Source organism: Martinezella sp. CNPSo 3964, assembly GCF_057784375.1.
The window spans coordinates 293,712-312,152 of the sequence record NZ_JBXSOW010000007.1 but is presented as its reverse complement, the minus strand read 5'-3'; the positions used below and the strand labels follow the sequence as shown (position 1 = coordinate 312,152).

18 protein-coding genes are annotated in these 18,441 nt (G+C 60.4%); 5 read left to right on the top strand and 13 right to left on the bottom strand.

Translation table 11 applies throughout. The features are described from left to right. Positions 1 to 6 precede the first annotated feature (6 nt). Both AC13Q5_RS22685 and dut read right to left on the bottom strand, forming a co-directional pair. On the bottom strand, positions 7 to 894 hold the full coding sequence (locus tag AC13Q5_RS22685) for a GNAT family N-acetyltransferase (protein WP_488503220.1): 888 nt from the start codon (positions 892 to 894) through the stop codon (positions 7 to 9). Next, positions 894 to 1,364 carry a dUTP diphosphatase gene (gene dut / locus AC13Q5_RS22680; protein ID WP_488503219.1) on the bottom strand — a complete coding sequence of 157 codons (471 nt, stop codon included), beginning with the start codon at positions 1,362 to 1,364 and terminating at the stop codon, positions 894 to 896. Before dut ends, AC13Q5_RS22685 begins: the two co-directional genes overlap by 1 nt. A gap of 91 nt (positions 1,365 to 1,455) precedes the next feature. Between dut and AC13Q5_RS22675 the strand changes: the two genes are divergently transcribed. Next, entirely contained in the window at positions 1,456 to 3,039 is a 1,584-nt protein-coding gene (locus AC13Q5_RS22675; protein ID WP_075855474.1) for a peptide chain release factor 3, read from the top strand. Between the two features lie 46 nt (positions 3,040 to 3,085). Here AC13Q5_RS22675 and AC13Q5_RS22670 read toward each other — a convergent pair whose 3' ends face one another. Both AC13Q5_RS22670 and AC13Q5_RS22665 read right to left on the bottom strand, forming a co-directional pair. After that, positions 3,086 to 3,913 carry a helix-turn-helix domain-containing protein gene (locus AC13Q5_RS22670; protein ID WP_488503218.1) on the bottom strand — a complete coding sequence of 276 codons (828 nt, stop codon included), beginning with the start codon at positions 3,911 to 3,913 and terminating at the stop codon, positions 3,086 to 3,088. Between the two features lie 69 nt (positions 3,914 to 3,982). Then, positions 3,983 to 4,375 (bottom strand): nuclear transport factor 2 family protein, encoded by a 393-nt coding sequence (locus AC13Q5_RS22665; RefSeq protein ID WP_488503217.1) that lies wholly within the window; start codon positions 4,373 to 4,375, stop codon positions 3,983 to 3,985. A gap of 302 nt (positions 4,376 to 4,677) precedes the next feature. Between AC13Q5_RS22665 and AC13Q5_RS22660 the strand changes: the two genes are divergently transcribed. Both AC13Q5_RS22660 and tsaA read left to right on the top strand, forming a co-directional pair. Continuing rightward, on the top strand, positions 4,678 to 5,703 hold the full coding sequence (locus AC13Q5_RS22660) for an iron ABC transporter substrate-binding protein (protein WP_075855471.1): 1,026 nt from the start codon (positions 4,678 to 4,680) through the stop codon (positions 5,701 to 5,703). A 23-nt stretch (positions 5,704 to 5,726) separates the two neighbouring features. Next, the gene (gene tsaA, locus AC13Q5_RS22655) at positions 5,727 to 6,257 is read left to right on the top strand and encodes a tRNA (N6-threonylcarbamoyladenosine(37)-N6)-methyltransferase TrmO (protein WP_075855470.1); all 531 of its coding nucleotides are present in this window, start codon (positions 5,727 to 5,729) and stop codon (positions 6,255 to 6,257) included. A gap of 135 nt (positions 6,258 to 6,392) precedes the next feature. On the opposite strand, the gene AC13Q5_RS22650 is transcribed toward tsaA, so the two are convergent. From AC13Q5_RS22650 to AC13Q5_RS22625, 6 genes are all read right to left on the bottom strand, one after another. After that, entirely contained in the window at positions 6,393 to 7,853 is a 1,461-nt protein-coding gene (locus AC13Q5_RS22650) for an oligosaccharide flippase family protein (RefSeq protein ID WP_488503216.1), read from the bottom strand. 91 nt (positions 7,854 to 7,944) lie between these two features. Then, entirely contained in the window at positions 7,945 to 8,883 is a 939-nt protein-coding gene (locus AC13Q5_RS22645; RefSeq protein WP_488503215.1) for a CheR family methyltransferase, read from the bottom strand. A 236-nt stretch (positions 8,884 to 9,119) separates the two neighbouring features. Continuing rightward, complete coding sequence (locus tag AC13Q5_RS22640; protein ID WP_488503214.1) at positions 9,120 to 9,578, bottom strand: hypothetical protein; 459 nt, start codon at positions 9,576 to 9,578, stop codon at positions 9,120 to 9,122. 195 nt (positions 9,579 to 9,773) lie between these two features. Continuing rightward, positions 9,774 to 9,983, bottom strand: a complete 210-nt coding sequence (locus AC13Q5_RS22635) for a TOBE domain-containing protein (RefSeq protein WP_004108310.1) — start codon at positions 9,981 to 9,983, stop codon at positions 9,774 to 9,776. A 64-nt stretch (positions 9,984 to 10,047) separates the two neighbouring features. Further along, a complete protein-coding gene (gene betC, locus AC13Q5_RS22630) occupies positions 10,048 to 11,562 on the bottom strand; it encodes a choline-sulfatase (protein WP_488503213.1) in 1,515 nt (504 codons plus the stop codon). A 19-nt stretch (positions 11,563 to 11,581) separates the two neighbouring features. After that, the gene (locus AC13Q5_RS22625; protein ID WP_425298706.1) at positions 11,582 to 12,529 is read right to left on the bottom strand and encodes a choline ABC transporter substrate-binding protein; all 948 of its coding nucleotides are present in this window, start codon (positions 12,527 to 12,529) and stop codon (positions 11,582 to 11,584) included. A gap of 99 nt (positions 12,530 to 12,628) precedes the next feature. On the opposite strand from AC13Q5_RS22625, the gene AC13Q5_RS22620 reads away from it, so the two are divergent. Further along, positions 12,629 to 13,537, top strand: a complete 909-nt coding sequence (locus AC13Q5_RS22620) for a choline sulfate utilization transcriptional regulator (RefSeq protein WP_488503212.1) — start codon at positions 12,629 to 12,631, stop codon at positions 13,535 to 13,537. Between the two features lies 1 nt (position 13,538). Here the strand turns inward: AC13Q5_RS22620 and otsA are convergent, their stop codons facing one another. Continuing rightward, positions 13,539 to 14,915: an alpha,alpha-trehalose-phosphate synthase (UDP-forming) gene (gene otsA / locus AC13Q5_RS22615; RefSeq protein ID WP_488503211.1), complete on the bottom strand. Its 1,377-nt coding sequence runs from the start codon at positions 14,913 to 14,915 to the stop codon at positions 13,539 to 13,541. A 110-nt stretch (positions 14,916 to 15,025) separates the two neighbouring features. Beyond that, complete coding sequence (otsB, locus tag AC13Q5_RS22610) at positions 15,026 to 15,820, bottom strand: trehalose-phosphatase (RefSeq protein WP_488503210.1); 795 nt, start codon at positions 15,818 to 15,820, stop codon at positions 15,026 to 15,028. A gap of 590 nt (positions 15,821 to 16,410) precedes the next feature. Between otsB and AC13Q5_RS22605 the strand changes: the two genes are divergently transcribed. Further along, positions 16,411 to 17,226: a class II glutamine amidotransferase gene (locus AC13Q5_RS22605; protein WP_488503209.1), complete on the top strand. Its 816-nt coding sequence runs from the start codon at positions 16,411 to 16,413 to the stop codon at positions 17,224 to 17,226. Here the strand turns inward: AC13Q5_RS22605 and coaBC are convergent. Next, the gene (coaBC, locus tag AC13Q5_RS22600; RefSeq protein WP_488503208.1) at positions 17,213 to 18,424 is read right to left on the bottom strand and encodes a bifunctional phosphopantothenoylcysteine decarboxylase/phosphopantothenate--cysteine ligase CoaBC; all 1,212 of its coding nucleotides are present in this window, start codon (positions 18,422 to 18,424) and stop codon (positions 17,213 to 17,215) included. The two genes, AC13Q5_RS22605 and coaBC, sit on opposite strands and share 14 nt — an antisense overlap. Positions 18,425 to 18,441: the final 17 nt, after the last annotated feature.

Genomic DNA, 18,441 nt, shown 5'->3' with positions numbered 1-18,441 from the left:
ACGGCTCTAGAATTCCGCCATCGGCGAAAGCATGAGCGGCCCGGCAATATCGTCTGCAGCTTTGCCGCGCACCATCAGCATCGTGTAACCCTCATAAGGCTCCAGCGATACCTCGCAATCCAGGCGATCCGGAGAAAAGCAGATCTCGATACGCTCGGGTTCGACCTCAAGTGCTGACAGTATGGTTGCCAGTGAGGGGATGGCTGGCCCCACGACATCGAGAAGCCAGAAAGTGGCGCCGTCAAACGTCCACGCGATGACCGTGTCGTTCGCAAGTGCCGTCAGGCGGATCGCGGAATTGAAAGAGGCATTCAGCAGAAACATCTCCATCTGCCTGATAACGGCAAATCGGGCGGAGACCGGCTGCCGCTCCTGTAGAAGCCTCTTGATCAGCCGCAGATCTTCAGGCGCTTCCAGGGAGAGCTGCCGGGCAGTCAAATCGGATTTCTGGAGCTTCGGAATTCGCGCGACGGAGATATGCTGCGGCAGGATGCGAAAGCCGTAACGCTCATAGAGCGCCGGCTTGTCGGTGAGCAGGAGATCGAGTTCGTAGCCTTCGGCCGCGGTTCGGGCAAAGGCGCGCTGCATGAGATCGCGATAGAGGCCGCGCCCGCGCCATTCCGGCCGCACGGCGCCGGACTGGTATCCCGCTGCCTTCACCAGCTGGCCGTTGACGATCATGGGCATCAAGAAAGCGCTGAAATTGGCGACGCAACGGCCGTCGTCATCAAAATAGCCGAACGGCATGCTTGTGGGATCAGGGCCGCCGAACTGGGCCTGCAAGCTGATGTCGATCGAGAAGGTATCCTGCAGCAAGTCGACGAGCCCCATCCAGGTGGTGGGATCACCGAAGTAGTCCTGACGCAGGGTCAGGTCATGCGCTGGCCCTGGCATCACACGCCGGTCGAGCCGAAACCGCCTGCTCCGCGTATGGTCTCGCTCACTTCGGTCGTCTCGAAGATGCGGGCCTGGATTGAGGGAGCAATGACCATCTGCGCGATGCGCATGCCGCGAGTGATTTCGAAGAGCTCTTCGCCGAGGTTGATCAGTAGCACCTTCACTTCGCCGCGGTAATCGCTGTCCACCGTGCCGGGCGAGTTCAGGCAGGTGATGCCGTGCTTATACGCAAGGCCGGAGCGCGGGCGGACTTGGCCCTCGTAGCCTTCCGGAATCTCGAAGATGAAGCCGGTGGGAACGAGTTCCCGCTTGCCGGGAAGGATCGTCAGCGTTGCGCCATCATCGACCGCTGCGCGCAGGTCCATGCCGGCAGCGCCCCTGGTCTGGTAGGCTGGCAGCTCAAGGCCTTCGCCGTGCGGCAAGCGGATGAGGTTCAGGGGCGGGCGAGTGTCGGTGTGAATGGTCATGCGGCAATAGTTTGCGCTCGAAAGCCGCAGGTCAATTGCAATTAGGCCTTTGAGTCGCTAGATACGGCCGCAATTCACAGGATTCACACGCATGGCCGAAAGTCTCGCCGAGGCGGTTTCCCGCCGCCGCACATTCGCTATTATCGCTCACCCGGACGCGGGCAAGACGACGCTCACCGAAAAGCTGCTGCTGTTCGGCGGCGCCATTCAGCTTGCCGGCGAGGTCAAGGCGAAGAAGGATCGCATGCAGACGCGATCCGACTGGATGAAGATCGAGCGCGAGCGCGGCATCTCGGTCGTGACCTCCGTCATGACCTTCGAATATGAAGGCAACGTCTTCAACATTCTCGATACGCCCGGCCACGAAGACTTCGCCGACGACACCTATCGTACGCTGACGGCCGTCGATGCCGCGGTCATGGTCATCGACGCCGCCAAGGGTATCGAGCCGCGGACGCTGAAGCTGTTCGAAGTCTGCCGCATGCGCGACATCCCGATCATCACCTTCATCAACAAGATGGACCGCGAAAGCCGCGACCCTTTCGAAATCCTCGATGAAGTCGAAGAGAAGCTGGCGCTGGATACGGCTCCGATCACCTGGCCGATCGGCCGCTCCAAGACCTTCTGCGGCTCCTATCATATTGCCGCGAACACGGTGCGCGGTTCCGATACCGAGGTCGAGGTGACCAAGGTGAACGGCCCGCAGGCTGTCGCTGATAGGCTGCCGGAGAACGAGCGTCAGGCTTTCGTCGACGAAACGGAGCTGGCGATCGAAGCCTGCCGTCCGTTCGACCGGGAATCCTTCCTCGAAGGTCACATGACTCCGGTCTTCTTCGGCTCGGCGCTGCGTAACTTCGGCGTGCGCGATCTCATCAACGCGCTCGGCGAATTCGCGCCGCCGCCGCGCGACCAGGTCGCCGATATCAGGACGGTTCACGCCACCGACGACAAGATGACGGCCTTCGTCTTCAAGATCCAGGCCAACATGGACCCGAACCATCGCGACCGCATCGCCTTTGCGCGCATCTGCTCCGGCAAGCTGGAGCGCGGCATGAAGGCGCGGCTGTCGCGCACCGGCAAGCAGCTCGGGCTCACCGCGCCGCAATTCTTCTTCGCCTCGCAGCGCCAGCTCGCCGACACCGCCTATGCCGGCGACGTCGTCGGCATTCCGAACCACGGAACGCTGCGCATCGGCGATACACTGACGGAAGGCGAATCCCTCGTCTTCCAGGGCGTGCCGAACTTCTCGCCGGAAATCCTGCGCCGCGTTCGTCTTGAAGATGCAATGAAGGCAAAGAAGCTCAAGGAAGCGCTGCAGCAGATGGCCGAAGAGGGCGTCGTGCAGCTCTTCTCGCCGGAGGACGGGTCGCCCGCCATCGTCGGTGTCGTCGGCGCCCTGCAGCTCGACGTGCTGAAGGAGCGGCTGATGGCCGAATACGGCCTGCCGGTTTCCTTCGAAATGTCGCGCTTCTCCGTCTGCCGCTGGATTTCGGCCGACCAGTCAGCCGACCTCGAGAAATTCGTCACCCAGCGCCGCGGCGATATCGCCCGCGATCTCGACGGAGATCCGGTCTTCCTCGCGCAGGACGGCTTCTCGCTGCGCTACGAGGCGGAACGTTATCCGGCTATCAAGATGGTCGCGATCAAGGAATATCACGCCGTCAAGGCGGCTTGATATCGGAGATATCTGGCCACAGGCGATCGGCCTGTGGCTCATGCCGCTACCCCTCTGCTGTATTCATCAGCTCCGCGTAGTGCGCCTCCGTGGCGTCATCCAGCGGAAACATGCATTCGACCCGCAGCTCCTGGGTCGTGACCATCTGCGGCGTTCCGACCGTCGTCACCAGCGAGAAGAATTTCAGAACATGCCCGTCCTTCGTGAAGGAGAGGGGAATGATCGGCGTATTCTCGATCGCCGGCGATGTCTGCCAGTCGGCATTCACATCGGGATAGGCGAGCAGGCTGTCGATGAGCTCCTTCGTCCGCGCATCAATGACGCGACCGACGGATTCGCGGAAGACGCGCCCCATCAGGCTTTCGGCCGTCTTGTCCCAATCCGGGATGAAGGGCCGCATGCCCGCGGGGTCGAACATCAGATGCAGAAGATTGCGCGGCTTCGGGCGTGCGTCCATATCGGTAAAGTGACCGAAGAAGCGCAGCGTCGCACTGTTGGTCATCAGGACATTCCAGTAGCGGTCCATCACGACGGCCGGAAACGGTTCGTGCTGGCGCAGCATGCGCTTCAGCGCGTTGGTAACGCCTTGCATTTCCTGATCGTCAAAACTTCCTTCGGAATAGATCGGCGCATAGCCAGCGGCGAGCAACAGGGTATTACGCTCGCGAAACGGCACATCCAGGGCATCGGCAAGACGCAACACATTCTGCCGGCCCGGCGTGCTCCTGCCGCTTTCGATAAAGCTGATTTGCCGCTGCGAAATGCCGGTGTCGAGGGAAAGCTCGAGCTGGCTCTTGCCGCGCGTGTCGCGCCATGCGCGCAGCTGCGGTCCCAGCTCGTTTGGCAATCTCAGAGCCGCGGGGGAAGAACTCATTCTGCAAAGCCTCGCTTCGTTCGTTTGGCGTGGCGGGGCCGTAATGGGCAGCCCCGCCAGCCTCGGTTTTCAGGAGAAAGCAACCGGCCCGACCGAGCCGTACCAGTGACGCACTTTCGTCGGGTCTGCCTCGTCCATGTAGAAGAAATGCGTCATGACCGGTTTGACCACCGCGTGCGTGCGGTCGTTGGGGGTCATGGTCACGGTCCCGCGGAACACTTTCAGCGATCCGGCGTCCCAGTATTCGGTGACATCATGCAATGCCGTGAAGCCGGTGTCGATGAAGGCGCGCAGGTTCCGGCGAATGGTCTCGCGCCCCTTCCAGTCGGCAATGCCGAGATTGCATATGGCGTCCTCCGCCAGGCAATCAAAGCCCTGGCCGAAGGTTTTGTCATCGATTTCCCGCCAGAAGGCGAGCAGCCATTGCGGGGCGTCTTTCTTGGTGAATGACATGGTCGTCATGGAATTCTCCCGAGCCTGCCGGTGAAGCGATGTCGTGGCCATCGACATCGCTGTCGGCTGAGCTCTCTTTGGTTGAAGGGCTGAAAGCTCTTCCTGCAAGAAGATGGTCTTTAGATACTCCAGGGCGAGCGCTGCCCTCAATTACATCAGATGTAATCAAAGCCTGCCGATTGCGTTTCAAGCCGACGTGATCGGTTCGGATGCGTTTCATTTTGGAATAGTGCCTCCGCGATGTTCCATCCGATATAGCGCTATGCCATAGTGCCGCCCCGGGGTCCCCTCGATCAGAACGAGCAGCTTTCATGATGAAATTTCTTGCGGTTCTTGCTCTGGCCTTTGTCGGCCTGATGCCGGTCGCAGCCGAGGCGCGAATCATCACCGATGCGGCCGGACGCACGGTCTCCGTGCCGGACAAGATCAACCGTATTCTCGTCGCCGGGCCGCCAGCCACCGTGCTGGTCTATGTCCTGGCGCCCGAAAAACTGGTGGGTTGGGTTCATGCACCGGATGATGCCGCCAAGGCCTACCTGATGCCATCGGTAAGGTCGTTGCCGACGATTGGGCGATTGACGGGCAAGGACGGCGCCATCAGTTCGCAGGCGGTTATCGACGCCAAGCCCGATATCATCCTCGATGCCGGCACGGTCGATCCCACCTACAAGGCGCTGGCCGACAAGGTGCAGTCCGAAACGCATATTCCCTATGTGCTTGTCGATGGCAGCTTCGCCCGCACTGCCGATACGCTTCGCGACGTCGGCGCCCTGATCGGTGTCGAAGACCGGGCCAACAAGCTTGCGGATTACGCGGATTCGGCGATCAAGGATCTGAACGAGAAGCTGGCGACGTTGCCGAACGATCCGCGCCCGCGCGTCTATTATGGCCGCGGTGCCGATGGTCTTGAATCCGGGCTGTCCGGCTCGATCAATCTCGAAATCCTCGATGCCGTGGGCACGATGAACGTCGCCGCTGCAGCCGGCAAGGGTGGGCTCACCAAGGTAACGCCGCAGCAGGTCGTCGGCTGGAATCCGGATATCATCATCGCAGAGAGCCCCGCTTTTGCCGCTTCGGTGAAGAGCGATACGCAATGGGCCGGCATCAAGGCCGTCAAGGACGGCAAGATCTTCGTGCCGCCGTCCTTGCCCTTCGGCTGGTTCGATTCCCCGCCGGGCGTCAACCGGCTGCTCGGCGTGCGCTGGATGGAGAAGCTGCTCTACCCCAAACTCTTCCGCAGCGATTTTTCCGATGATGTGAAGCAATTCTACAAGCTGTTCTATCAGGTCGATCTGACCGACGATCAGCTGGCTGCATTGCTGAAGGGCATGAAGTAACCGCTCGGGCAAGGAGGGCATTCATGGTCCGGGAAAACGAAATTCGTGAAAACGAGGTGGCTGTCGAGCCGCCTTCGACGTCCGATGCCGGTCTCACCTTTATCGGCCGTATCTCCACACCCTGGACATCGCGCATGGAAACGCCGCGCCAGGGACGCCACGACGGCCCGATCTGCCGGATCGAGATATTCGAACCCTGGGTGGCGGCGTTGAAGGGCGTGGATGTCTTCGAGCGGCTGGAAGTCCTCTACTGGCTGGATCGGTCCCGGCGCGATCTCGTGCTGCAGAGCCCGGCGAGCAACGGCAAGGTGCATGGCACCTTCTCGCTGCGCTCCCCCGTTCGGCCCAATCCCATCGGCACGTCCATCGTCAAGCTGGAGGCCGTCGAGGGTGCCGTACTGCTGGTGCGCGGCCTCGATTGCCTTGATGGCACGCCCTTGCTCGACCTGAAGCCGGATCGCACGCTGTTCAAGCCGATCGCGCCGCCGCAGCCCGGAGATTTCCAGACCGGCGACGGCGAGACGGCGCATTACTGCCAAAAACGCGATGCTTAGAGCACTTCACGGAATCGCTTTAAGCTATTGTTTCTCGCAATTCGGGTCAGAAAACCGGAGCGTACTTTTCCGTGGGGAATCGCGAGAAAGCAAAGAGATGGAACGGTTCAGAAATTCGGGAAAAACCGAACCGCTCTAAGCGGGCGTCGGAAATCGCCTCATCCAAAACCTGACTATCAGGAACAGCGAGACATATGCCACGGTGCCCACTGCGATCTTCAGAAAGAGCGCCAATATGGTCGGCATCGCCGCGAACTCAACCGCGTATTGAAGACTTAGAACCGCTGCTATCATCAGCCCGATTGAAGGGCCAATCATATGGATGGCATCCGTGATGACTTTTCGCCAATTCACTCCGACGTAACGGATCTGAATTCTGGCGGAGGTTGTCAGTGAAAAGGATGCACTCACACATTGGCTCGCCGCCAGGGCCAAAAGCCCCATCGGTGCAAAAATGATGATGAAAAGGACAGAGACAGCCGCATTGACCATGGTGACCGCCATTCTCCGGTGAATGTTGCCACTCAGCGTCAAAAGCGGTTCGGAGATATATCCTGGTGAAAGCAACAGCAGTTTCACGCACAATATGGAGACAATGATCGCGGAGGGCATCCATTTTTCGCCAAGCACGATATGGATCAGCTCGGGCGAAACCAGCATAAGCCCGAGGTAGACCGGGCTCGCGACGACAAAAAGCCAAACCAGGAATTGTCTGGCGGCGTCGGCAAGAACATTCGTTCCGTTTAATTCACCGAGGTCTCGTGCCCGCCTGAACTCTACCCAGGCAAGCGCCCTTATGGGCTCGCCCATAAGCTCCGAGATAGCGGCAACAATCCGTTCTGCGGCGCGGTAGTATCCCGCTTCCGTAACGCCAAGGAAGCCACCGACGGCCAGTGTCCCCGAATAGGAACCAAGGAAAATGATCAATCGGGTCGCAACGATATATTTCGAGAATGCTGCGACTTCCGCCACCATAGCCCGGGTTAGATGCAATCGTGGTTTTTGCCGAACGAAACAGACGGATCCAACCAAAATTACGAGCTGCGAAACGATCCGGCCGACGACGAGCGCAATGGCATGCCCTCCCATGAAGAGGCCTGTAGCTGTCACGGAGAACCCCACCACTTCGCTGACGATACGAACGACAGCTTGCGCGCGAAGCCTTCCGCAGGCGACGAGCGTGCCGTCATAGACGGTGGTTATTGCCGCAGGCAGTATCCAGCAGCTGAATATGGCCACCAGCACGCCCTCCGCCTGTTGCGCGAATGCCGTGTAGAGGACGAAGGCGCCGCCCAAGCCAACCGACGTGACCAGCACACCGCTCACGAGCGATATGCTCACGAGCTGTTCGAAGCGGTCGCGATCGTAACCCGATTTCATGATGAATTCTGCCCATCCTCCCTCTGCAAGGACGACGAGCAGAACCATGAGTGCTGACAGGAAAGCATAGAAACCAAACTCGCTCGGCATCAAGATACGGGCAGCCAGGAAGAAGGTCCCAATTTGGCTCACTTGGGATGTGATCTTTGCTGCGGCGACCCAGGATCCGTCCGCCACAACCTTCCGAAGAACGGATAGGGATTTTCCTCCTTTCATTTCCACCCCTCTCCACCGGCAAGCATGCAGGCCGCAATCGACCCGGACTGTTGCCGGCACCGCCCTTCGGACGACTTTTCCCGAATGCTAGTCATGGATTTGAAGGCTGGTTTGGCTGGCCTGCCAGGCGAAAAATAACCGAATACCTGATCTCCCAACCTCGTTCGTTTCGGTTGAGCGGTTCTCGGCTCCACCGAAGCCATGGCCATCCTTTTTTTGATTCATCGGCCAGCCAGATATCATCCTGTCGCATAAGGACAGGTTTGAAGCGAGAGCCCTTCAGCACCTTCATTTTGACGTCGAGATCAATACCGTCGATCACGAGATAGCCGCCCGGCACAACGAGCCTCATCAAATTGCGAAGGCATTTTTCCGCGAGACCATCATCCATCGGTCCCATGAAATTATTCGCAATCAGAATGTCCTGTTCGCCAATCAGATCTGCGACCTTTGGATCGGTTGCATCGGCCGTCAGCCAAGTAATGTTTTTGCGAAGTGAGTCCCAGACACGGACTGTTCCATCCGGCAGGGCTTCGACGATGCCACTGAGCTTCTCGACATCGTCGCTTGAGACTTCAGCCCGTCCGGCCGTATAAAGACCGGCCACCCCGGCCGCCTGGTCGGGACGATAAACGCCTCGCGCAGCAACCTCGACGACGCCGCTGGATATATCGAGCCCATGCGATATGAAATTCAGGTCTGGCCGCTTAGCCTTAAGCACGTATAAAGTCGAATAAAGCTCCGCCCCGGTACTGCACCCGATCGATGCCACTCGCAGCGTCGATTCCTTTGCATGATCCGATAGCGTCCCCGCGAGAACCTCCAGCAGCGGTGGGTTTCGCATGAAATGCGTGTAGTGGCTTTGAACTTTCGCAGCCTCGCGGCTGTATCGATGATAGATATATCGGCCGCTGCGATATACGAGCGTGGTCTTCATCATACCTGGCGGCATCCCTGCCCACAGAGTGCGCAGAACCCGACGCGGCATTCGGCGCATCACAACGCTTATTCCCATTACCTGATTCAGCATGGCGAAATCCCTCGTAGATGCTCGTCCGGCAACGATCCTTCGGTCGGAGCATCATTGGTGACGTGAATGAAGTTCGACGAGGCTTCGGAATTCAGCTTGGCTGGCTGCGGCGATCCAATGAAGATGTTTGGCAAACTACGGCCTTATCATCGGTCAGGCCCAACGTGGTCGCCGAGACCATAATGACGTTGGGGTACCACAAATTGACCGAGCCGGCAGAGGCTGTCGTTCCATCTTCAAGCTACAAGCGTGATTGGATCGCAGTCCGAAGCATCGAGCGCAGCACTGACTGGCTGCGCGGCTTCATAGATCATCCTATTGGGGGGACGAAGAATACTGGGGGGAATGACGGACATTAACTTCGGCCAGCCTTGGATAAAACGAACGGCTGTGAGGCGTGGGCCATGTAGGGTTGCCACAGTCGTCAGGACGCCAAAAACTAGGTACGCGACACCATAACATTTCCGTCCGCGACTATGTTTATGATCTTGCGTCGCACCAACATCTTCTGCGCTCCGGCAGGTAGCGACACGCTCGACCGAAATGGATGCAATCTGCGCATCCGGCAGCAGCGGATAGCGCTGAACCGTGGAAACCAACCGCAACTCCGGCACGATCAACATCGTCGCGATCAGGATAAACCTAATCGCCAGCTTGATCGGTTCGCGACCGAATGTGATCCGAAAAATCCCCATGCCGCATTTTTATCTTTGCCCCGAAACTGGGTCAATTTATCAGGCCAGCCGATCACAATCAGTCAAATGGGGTAGGCCTCCCTTTGTCGTTTCTCCTCCCTAAAAATCTGCAACTATCCGATGCTGCTTTGCATAATGGGGCCAAGAAACAGCAAATCGACCGTATACATTCTCTATCGTCCTAACCTCGCATACTTAGTCCACCGCAACCATGACGTCGGATGCCTTGATGACGGCATAGGCCGATGCGCCTACCGTCAGGCCGAGCTCATCGACAGCCTCGTTGGTGATCGAGGAGGTGACGATCGAGCCGTTGCCGATATCGATGCGGACATGCGCCGTCGTCGCGCCCTTGGTGATTTCGACGACCTTGCCCTTGAGACGGTTTCTTGCGCTGATTTTCATGGATGCTTCTCCCTTTTAACCGGCGCGACCATACCGCCTCAACTGGCGATGGGCCACCGAAATCCTATTCGCCCCGCGGATAGCGCTGGTTCTCTTCCAGCACGTTTAGATCCATGTGATTGCGCATGTAGCGCTCCGATGCTTTCTGCAATGGCTGATAGTCCCAGGGATAATAGGCGCCGTTGCGCAGTGCGGTGTAGACTACCCATCGCCGCGCCTGGCTTTCGCGCACGGCAGCATCGAAGTTTGAAAGGTTCCAGCGCTCCATGGCCTGTGTTGTCAGCCTGTTCAGCGTTTCCGCATAGGCTGGATTGCTCGCCAGATTGGTCAACTCCCTGGGGTCCTCCCTGAGGTCGAAGAGCATAGGCGGGTCCAACTCGCAAAGCGTCAGCTTGTAGCGGCCGTCGCGGAGACCCACGAGCGGCGCTTCGGAGCCTTCCGCGGCGTATTCCATCGGCACGGGGCTGCGGCTTCCAGTTCCGAGAGCAAGCGGCGTCAGGTCCTCGCCGTCGGTCCAGCGGCGCAGCGAGGCGATGTCGATCCCGGCAAGGGCGGCGAGAGTCGGCGTCACGTCGAGCGTCGACACCGGCTGGTCGATAAGCTTCGGCTGCCAGCCGGGAGCTGCGATCATCAGCGGCACGCGAGCCGAGCCCTCGAAGAAGTTCATCTTGAACCAGAGGCCGCGCTCGCCGAGCATGTCGCCATGGTCCGAAACGAAGAGGATGATCGTGTTGTCGGCCATCCGGCCGCGCTCGAGCGTGTCGAGAATCTCGCCGATCTTTTCATCGACATAGGAGATATTGGCGAAGTAGCCGCGGCGTGCACGGCGGATCTGCTCCGGCGTGATGTCGAAGGCGGTATGGTCGCAGGCTTTCATCAGGCGTTGCGAATGCGGATCCTGCTGATCGAAGGGGATTTCGCCGACTTCCGGGTCGAGAGCCGGGCAATCCTCATAGAGATCCCAGAAACGCCGGCGCGCGACATAAGGGTCATGCGGATGCGTGAAGCTGACGGTCAGACACCATGGCCGCTCGTCGTGTCGGCGCGAGAGATCGTAGAGCTTGCGGTTGGCGTGATAGGCAACCTCGTCGTCATACTCCATCTGGTTGGTGATCTCGGCCGTGCCCGCGCCGGTCACCGAACCAAGATTGTGATACCACCAGTCGATGCGCTCGCCGGGTTTCGTGTAGTCGGGCGTCCAGCCGAAATCGGCGGGATAGATGTCCGTCGTCAGCCGCTCCTCGAAGCCGTGCATCTGGTCCGGGCCGACGAAGTGCATCTTGCCCGACAGCGCTGTCTGGTAGCCGGCGGCGCGCAGGTGATGGGCGAAGGTCGGAATGTCGGAGCAGAATTCGGCGGCGTTGTCGTAGACACGCGTGCGGCTCGGCAACTGTCCGGACATGAAGGAAGCGCGCGCCGGCGCGCAGAGCGGGCTTGCCGTATAGCTGTTGGCAAAGCGCACGGAGCGCTTCGCCAGGGCCTTCAGCACCGGCGCATGCAGGAATTCGGCCGGGCCGTCGGGAAAGAATGTCCCGTTGAATTGATCGACCATGAGGATGAGGATATTCGGGCGGGACATGTGAGGTTATTCCTTACGATCAGAGGCCGATGGCGGTTTTGACGGCATCGAGGCCGGGCTTGCCGTCGATAGTGGTGACGCCGGCAAGCCAGGGCGTCAAGGCGTCCGGATGCGCCTTCAGCCAGGCGGTTGCCGCATCCTTGGCGCTCTGGCCACCGAGGATCGAACCCATCAGCGAATTCTCCATGCCGATATCGAAGGTCAGGTTATGAAAGAGCTTGGCGGCATTCGGGCATTGCGCCGCCCAGCCGGTGCGCGCCAGCGTATAGACTTCGGCGCCGCCGTAATTCGCGCCGAAATAGGCATCGCCGCCGGAGAGATAGGCGATCTTGAATCGCTCGTTCATGGGATGCGGCGCCCAGGCGAGGAAGACGATCGCCTGCTTGTCCTTCGAGGCGCGCTCCACTTGCGACAGCATCGCCTGCTCGCTCGATTCCACCAGTTCCCAGCCCTTCAGGCCGAAGTCGTTGGCGTCGATCATCTTTTGGATATTGGCATTGGCCGGCGCACCCGGCTCGATGCCATAGATCTTGCGGCCGAAATCGTCGCCATGCTTTTGCAGGTCGGAAAAGTCCTTGATGCCCTTGTCGGCAACATAGGTCGGGACGGCGAGCGTGAACTTCGCGCCCTGAAGATTGCGGTTCAGCACCTCCGCCGCCTTCGCCTTGTTGAGGTCGTCGACGAAGGCCTTCTGCGCCGGCATCCAGTTGCCGAGGAAGACGTCGATCTCTTTCGTCTTCATCGCCTGATAGCCGATCGGTACGGAAAGCGTCTTGATATCGGGCTCGTAGCCGAGGGCGGTCAGCAGCACGCCGGTCACGCCGTTGGTCGAGGTGATGTCGGTCCAGCCCGGATCCGAAAGATGGATCGTCTTGCAGCTTTCGCCATCGGCGCGGGCGATACCGACAAAGGAAAGAACGGAAAGAAGAGCGCCGGCGGCGAGCCGACCCATAGCAGACATGCGCATGACGATGGTTCCCTCTTGTTATTGGATTATTTTATTGAACATCACTAGAGTTCACCCTGTGAAGCGGACATTTTTCGATAGCTGCCAAAAGGAAATTTTATGGCTGAACGTTTGGTCGATCTTGGCTGGCTGCGGATATTCCTGGAGGTCGGCCGCTCTGGCAGTCTCTCCGCCGCCGCCACTGCGCTTGGGTTGACGCAACCGGCCGTCAGCTATCAAATCCGCCGCATTGAGGAGCAGATGGGCGTCGCCCTCTTTCACCGCCAGCATCGCGGCGTCGAGCTTTCGCCGGAGGGGCAGCGCCTGTTCGAGATCGTCGAAAAGGCGGTTGGCGGCGTGGACAATCTGGTGCGCAGCTTCCGCGTCGAGGCGGAGCGGCCGTCCGTTCGCCTGCGCACCGACTACGCCTTTTCCGCTCTCTGGCTGATCCCGCGCATGCACGCATTCCGGCTTGTCCATCCAGAGGTGGATATTCAGATCGTCGCCACGCAGCGATTGGATCGCGGTGCGCCTGAGAGCGGCGATATCGCCGTCTTCTTCGGCACGCGCAGCGAGTTCGGCCAATCCGCCACCTTGCTTCTGCCCGAGAAGGTGGTGCCGATCTGCACCAGAGGTTTTGCCGAACGTCACGGCCCGTTCGCCGATCCCTCGCAGCTCGCCGGTACGACGCTCATCCATCTCGATTCGGAGATGCCATCGCCCTGGTTCGACTGGGAGAGTTATCTTTCCGCATACGGCATTGGCCGAGATGCCTATGCCGGCCGAGGCGATCTGCGTTTCAACACCTATTCGCTAGTCGTGCAGGCAGCCCTCAGCGAGCAAGGTGTTGCGATCGGCTGGATGGGTCTCGTCGATTCGCTGCTTGCCGCTCGGACGCTGGTGACGGCCGGCCCGATGCTGGAAGCGCCGGAGCGCGGCTATTGGCTGCTGCCGCCATCGGCGCCGAACCCGCACGCCGAGCGGCTGGCGCAGTGGCTGCTTTCCGAGGCCACCGCGGGGCAAAGGTGAGCTATTCCGACGTGAGATCGTTAAGAAACGTCTCGCACCAGTGCGATACGTCATTCTCAAGCAGATAGTCCATCATGCCGCGCCAGCGCTCCTGACGTTCCTGCAGCGGCATGTTGATGGCGCGCGCCAGCGCGTTGGCGGTGCCGTCGACATCATAGGGGTTGACCAAAAGGGCACCCTTCAGCTTTCGCGCGGCGCCGGCAAAGCGCGAGAGCACCAGCACGCCGGGATTGTCCGGGTCCTGCGCGGCAACATATTCCTTGGCGACCAGGTTCATACCGTCGCGCAGGGGCGTCACCAGCCCGACCTTCGCGAGCCTGTAGAGACCCGCCAGGATCGGGCGGCTGATCGAGCGATTGATATAGCGGATGGGAACCCAGTCAACCGTACCGATCGCACCGTTGACCCGGCCGGCCTGCTCGGCGACCGCATTTTGCATCGCCTCGTATTCGGGGACTTCCGAGCGGGATTTCGGCGTGATCTGCAGATAGGTGATGCTGCGTTGGTGAGCGGGGTTGTTGGTGATGAAGCGTTCGAAGGCATCGATGCGCTGGGTGATGCCCTTCGAGTAGTCGAGCCGGTCGACGCCGAGGATGAGGTCGCGGCCTTCAATGCTTTGGCGCACCTTCTGCACCATGCTGTGCGATGCGGCCTTGCGGGCGAAGGCGGCAAAGCCCGCCGTCTCGATGCCGATCGAATAGGCGCCGCCGCGAAAATCATGGCCATGGGCGCTGAAATGGCCGGGGCTTTTCTCGATGCCCATGCCCTCGCGCTTCAGGCAGCCCGCGAAGTTCTCGAGATCATGGTCCGTCTGGAACCCGAGCAGGTCGTAGGAGGAAAGACCGCGCATGATCTCCTCATGCACCGGCATGGCGAGCACGACATCGGCCGGCGGCCAGGGAATGTGCAGGAAGAAGCCGATGCGGTTCTTCAACCCCATCTGCCTAAGCTCGGCGGCCAGTGGAATCAGGTGATAATCGTGAACCCAGATGATGTCGTCAGGCTCGACCAAGGGTGCCAGCCGATGGGCGAAGAAGCGGTTGACGCGGAAATAGCCGGTCATTTCCTTGCGGGCATATTCGGCAAGGTCGAGCCGGTAGTGGCAGATGGGCCAGAGCACGCGGTTGGCAAAGCCCTGATAATATTCCTCGACATCGGTCTGGGTCAGATCGGTGAGGGCATAGGTAATGTTGCCGTCCTGCGTCATCTGCAGCGGCTCAGGCTCGACCTCGCCGCTCGATTTGCCGGACCAGCCCATCCAGATGCCGCCGCGCTCGGCAAGCGCCGCCTGCAGCGCCACGGCAAGGCCGCCGGCGGCTGCCGCGCCCTTGTGGTCGGGCACGGAAACGCGGTTGGAAACGATGATGAGACGACTCAACGTAACTTCCTTTCGAGAAAGCTGAAGCAATTCCGGGAAAAGTGCGCAGCGGCTTCCGTTCGGAATTGCGAAAAAATCAGAAGCTGGAGAGCGCCGTACGGATCGATGGATTATTTGACGAGCGTTGCCAGCACGTCTCTTAAACGCGCAGGCGAGGCAATGGATGCACGCGCCAGCGTTTTTCCGTTGGTATCGCCGATGCGCACGGATTGGCCGCCGATACGGTTGGCAGCGGCAAACATCGTCTCGTCGGTCACGTCGTCACCGATCGCGACCGGACGGCGTCCTTCGAAGGGGGCTTCGGCAAGAAACGCCTCGACGGCATGTCCCTTGCTCGCGTGCGCCGGGCAGATTTCGATCACCATCTTGCCGCGCTGAAGGGTCCAGTCGGGGCCGGCTTCCTCCAGATGGCGTTGCATGGCTTCACCGATCTCGACCTCGCTTGCCGGCGCATGCCGGAAGTGAACCGCGACCGCAGCCCCCTTGTCCTCGACGATGGCGCCAGGCCAGGCCTGAGCCTCGTATGCAATGGTCTGCTTCATCGCCTGGAAGGCGGGTGGAATATGAGCCCGCCGCAGTCGTCCGCCCGCATCGCGCCGCTCCGCGCCATGCAGGCCGGCAACGGGAAAGCGGAAGGGCGCAAAAAGCGGATCGACGAATTCGATAGCGCGTCCCGTGACCAGGGCCAGCGCGCCGCCGAGCTGGCGGGAGAGCGCATGCAGCGTGCCAGGCAAATAGTCCGGAACAACGATCGCTTCCGGTCTTTCGGCAAGATCGAGCAGGGTTCCATCAATGTCGAGGAACAAGGCCCAGTCCTTCGGATACAATGAGAGTGCGGTAAGGGCCGGCTCGTTCAGCGGCCTCGGCTTGGCTTCACCCTGTTCGGGCTGTTCCTGAGAAGACATGCTGCCTTAGCTAAGGCGCTCTTCCCATTCGGCAAGGAAAAAAACGAAATTGCTTGCCGAGGTCGGCGGCAATCGCCTGGATAACGGCACCCATGAATGCAAAAGGGGCCGCCTTAAGCGACCCCCCATGAGCTTTGGCCCGTAACTGGCCTGAAGCGGCGAACGCTTCGGGAAGGTGTTGGTCAGAGCGAGGGCTGCCTCGCAACGTTCACAACCATTTCCATGCCAGATACCAAGACCGAAATCCCACTAGACATTGGATCACCTTCCTTTCGTTACGTTTCAGACAAGCCAAAGGTAGCTCAAATTCGGGCCGATGCAAGGGGGGCGATCCATTGGCGCTTCACACTTCTTGTCGCATCGAAATCTCTTCCGTTGCCAAATCTCCGGTCAAAGCCCTGTGGCATCGGGCTTCACGAAGAAAATGTTGCGATGCGAAACGTGATCGGACGAAGCGTCAAATATCTGTCATGTTGCAGATCGCGGCATGGAAAATTAAGACTTTATTACCCATTCTGCATAAACAATCGTCCAAGATTTGCCATTCTCCCGCGGGACAGGAAGACAGCGGGAATCGGAGAGAAAGACGCATGTGTCGCTGGGCAGCCTATCGTGGAGACCCCCTCTATCTGGAGGAGCTGGTGTCTTCGCCTGCCCATTCCCTGATCGAACAATCCCATTGCGCCACGCGCGCCAAGACGGCGACCAACGGTGATGGTTTCGGCATCGCCTGGTATGGCGATCGGCCGGAGCCTGGCCGCTATCGCGATATCCTGCCGGCCTGGTCCGATTGCAATCTGAAGAGCCTGGCGCGGCAGATCCGTTCGCCGCTCTTCCTCGCCCATGTCCGCGCCGCCACCGGCGGCGGCACGCGGCGCGACAATTGCCATCCCTTCGTCTTCGAGAACTGGTCGTTCCAGCACAATGGCCAGATTTCCAATTTCGACCGCCTGCGCCGGCCGATGGAAGCCATGCTTGACGACCGGTTGTTCCATGCCCGCAGCGGCACCACCGATTCCGAACTGCTCTTCCTGCTTGCGATACAGTTCGGCATGACCACCAATCCGATCGCCGCGATGGCAAAAGCCATCGGCTTTGTCGAGGGGCTGTCGCTGCATCTGACTGGCTCGGTGCTGGTGCGCTTCACGGCAGCATTCTCCGACGGCAAGTCGCTCTATGCCATCCGCTATGCGACCGACCGCAAGGCGCCGACGCTCTATGCCTCGCCCGTCGGGTCAGGCAATTGTCTGGTTTCCGAACCGCTGAACGACGATGTCGACGCCTGGCGCGAGATCCCCGATGGCAGCGCCGTCATGATCGATGATGCCGGCGTCAACGTCACGCCCTTCCAGCCGGAAGAGCGAGCAGCCGCAGAGCGCCAGCCGATAGCCGCTATTCCTGCGTAAACTGAGCTGCGATCAGTGCCGCGAGCCGTACGGCCACCTCATCCTTATCGAGATCGGGCCACTGTTCGACGCCATGGTGGCTGATGATCTTCACGCGGTTGTGTGTGCCGCCCATGATGCCGGTCGCGGGTGAGACGTCGTTGGCGACGATGAAGTCGGCACCCTTGCGCTCCAGCTTCGCGCGGGCATTGCTCTCGACATCCTGCGTCTCGGCGGCAAAGCCGACGACGAGTTTCGGCCGCTGCGTGTGGTGGCCGACCGTCTTCAGAATGTCGGGGTTTTCCGTCAGGGCCAGCGTCGGGATCGACTCGCCCGGATGCTTCTTGATCTTCTGGTCGGATGCCGAGGCGACGCGCCAGTCCGCGACCGCCGCCACCATCACGGCGATATCGGCGGGAAGGGCCGCAAGTACTGCGTCGCGCATCTCGTCCGCCCGCTCGACATGCACGACCTTGAGGCCAACCGGATCGGGTATGGTGACCGGGCCGGAGACGAGGGTCACGTCAGCGCCGAGCGCCGCAAGCGCTGCCGCAATTGCGTGGCCCTGCCGTCCCGATGAGCGGTTGGCGATATAGCGCACCGGGTCGATCGGCTCATGTGTCGGCCCCGAGGTGACGATCACCTTCTTGCCGGCAAGCGGCTTCGCGCCGTTATCCAGTCGACGCTCTATGGCTGCGACGATATCGAGCGGTTCGGCCATCCGGCCTGCGCCGCTCTCGCCGCTTTCTGCCATCTCGCCCGTCATCGGACCGACGAAGGCGATACCGTCGCCACGCAGCGTCTCGACATTGCGCTTCGTCGCCGGATGCGCCCACATCTTCGGGTTCATGGCGGGGGCGGCGAGCACAGGCCGGTCCGTGGCAAGCAATATGGTCGAGGCAAGATCGTCCGCCAGCCCGTTCGCCATCTTGGCGAGCAGATCGGCCGTCGCCGGCGCGATCAGCACGAGATCGCAGTCGCGCGCCAGCCGGATATGGCCGACATCCTGCTCATCCTGGCGCGAAAACAGATCGGTGAAGACATGGTCGGCAGCGAGAGCTCCCACGGCAAGCGGCGTGATGAACTCCTGCGCGCCCGATGTCATGACGGGCCGCACACTCGCGCCGCGTTCGCGCAGCCGGCGGATGAGATCGAGGCTCTTATAGGCCGCGATCCCGCCGGAGATGATGAGAAGGATGCGCTTTCCTGCGAGAACCATGCCTGAACCCGTCGCCT

Coding starts and splice junctions, on each gene's coding strand:
- tsaA (WP_075855470.1), top strand. CDS start 5,727: ATGGTCCGGGAAAACGAAATTCGTGAAAACGAGGTGGCTGTCGAGCCG.
- AC13Q5_RS22650 (WP_488503216.1), bottom strand. CDS start 7,853: ATGAAAGGAGGAAAATCCCTATCCGTTCTTCGGAAGGTTGTGGCGGAC.
- otsB (WP_488503210.1), bottom strand. CDS start 15,820: ATGTCTTCTCAGGAACAGCCCGAACAGGGTGAAGCCAAGCCGAGGCCG.
- AC13Q5_RS22665 (WP_488503217.1), bottom strand. CDS start 4,375: ATGACGACCATGTCATTCACCAAGAAAGACGCCCCGCAATGGCTGCTC.
- AC13Q5_RS22670 (WP_488503218.1), bottom strand. CDS start 3,913: ATGAGTTCTTCCCCCGCGGCTCTGAGATTGCCAAACGAGCTGGGACCG.
- AC13Q5_RS22675 (WP_075855474.1), top strand. CDS start 1,456: ATGGCCGAAAGTCTCGCCGAGGCGGTTTCCCGCCGCCGCACATTCGCT.
- AC13Q5_RS22625 (WP_425298706.1), bottom strand. CDS start 12,529: ATGCGCATGTCTGCTATGGGTCGGCTCGCCGCCGGCGCTCTTCTTTCC.
- AC13Q5_RS22620 (WP_488503212.1), top strand. CDS start 12,629: ATGGCTGAACGTTTGGTCGATCTTGGCTGGCTGCGGATATTCCTGGAG.
- AC13Q5_RS22645 (WP_488503215.1), bottom strand. CDS start 8,883: ATGCTGAATCAGGTAATGGGAATAAGCGTTGTGATGCGCCGAATGCCG.
- coaBC (WP_488503208.1), bottom strand. CDS start 18,424: ATGGTTCTCGCAGGAAAGCGCATCCTTCTCATCATCTCCGGCGGGATC.
- dut (WP_488503219.1), bottom strand. CDS start 1,364: ATGACCATTCACACCGACACTCGCCCGCCCCTGAACCTCATCCGCTTG.
- betC (WP_488503213.1), bottom strand. CDS start 11,562: ATGTCCCGCCCGAATATCCTCATCCTCATGGTCGATCAATTCAACGGG.
- AC13Q5_RS22685 (WP_488503220.1), bottom strand. CDS start 894: ATGCCAGGGCCAGCGCATGACCTGACCCTGCGTCAGGACTACTTCGGT.
- AC13Q5_RS22660 (WP_075855471.1), top strand. CDS start 4,678: ATGATGAAATTTCTTGCGGTTCTTGCTCTGGCCTTTGTCGGCCTGATG.
- AC13Q5_RS22605 (WP_488503209.1), top strand. CDS start 16,411: ATGTGTCGCTGGGCAGCCTATCGTGGAGACCCCCTCTATCTGGAGGAG.
- AC13Q5_RS22640 (WP_488503214.1), bottom strand. CDS start 9,578: ATGGGGATTTTTCGGATCACATTCGGTCGCGAACCGATCAAGCTGGCG.
- AC13Q5_RS22635 (WP_004108310.1), bottom strand. CDS start 9,983: ATGAAAATCAGCGCAAGAAACCGTCTCAAGGGCAAGGTCGTCGAAATC.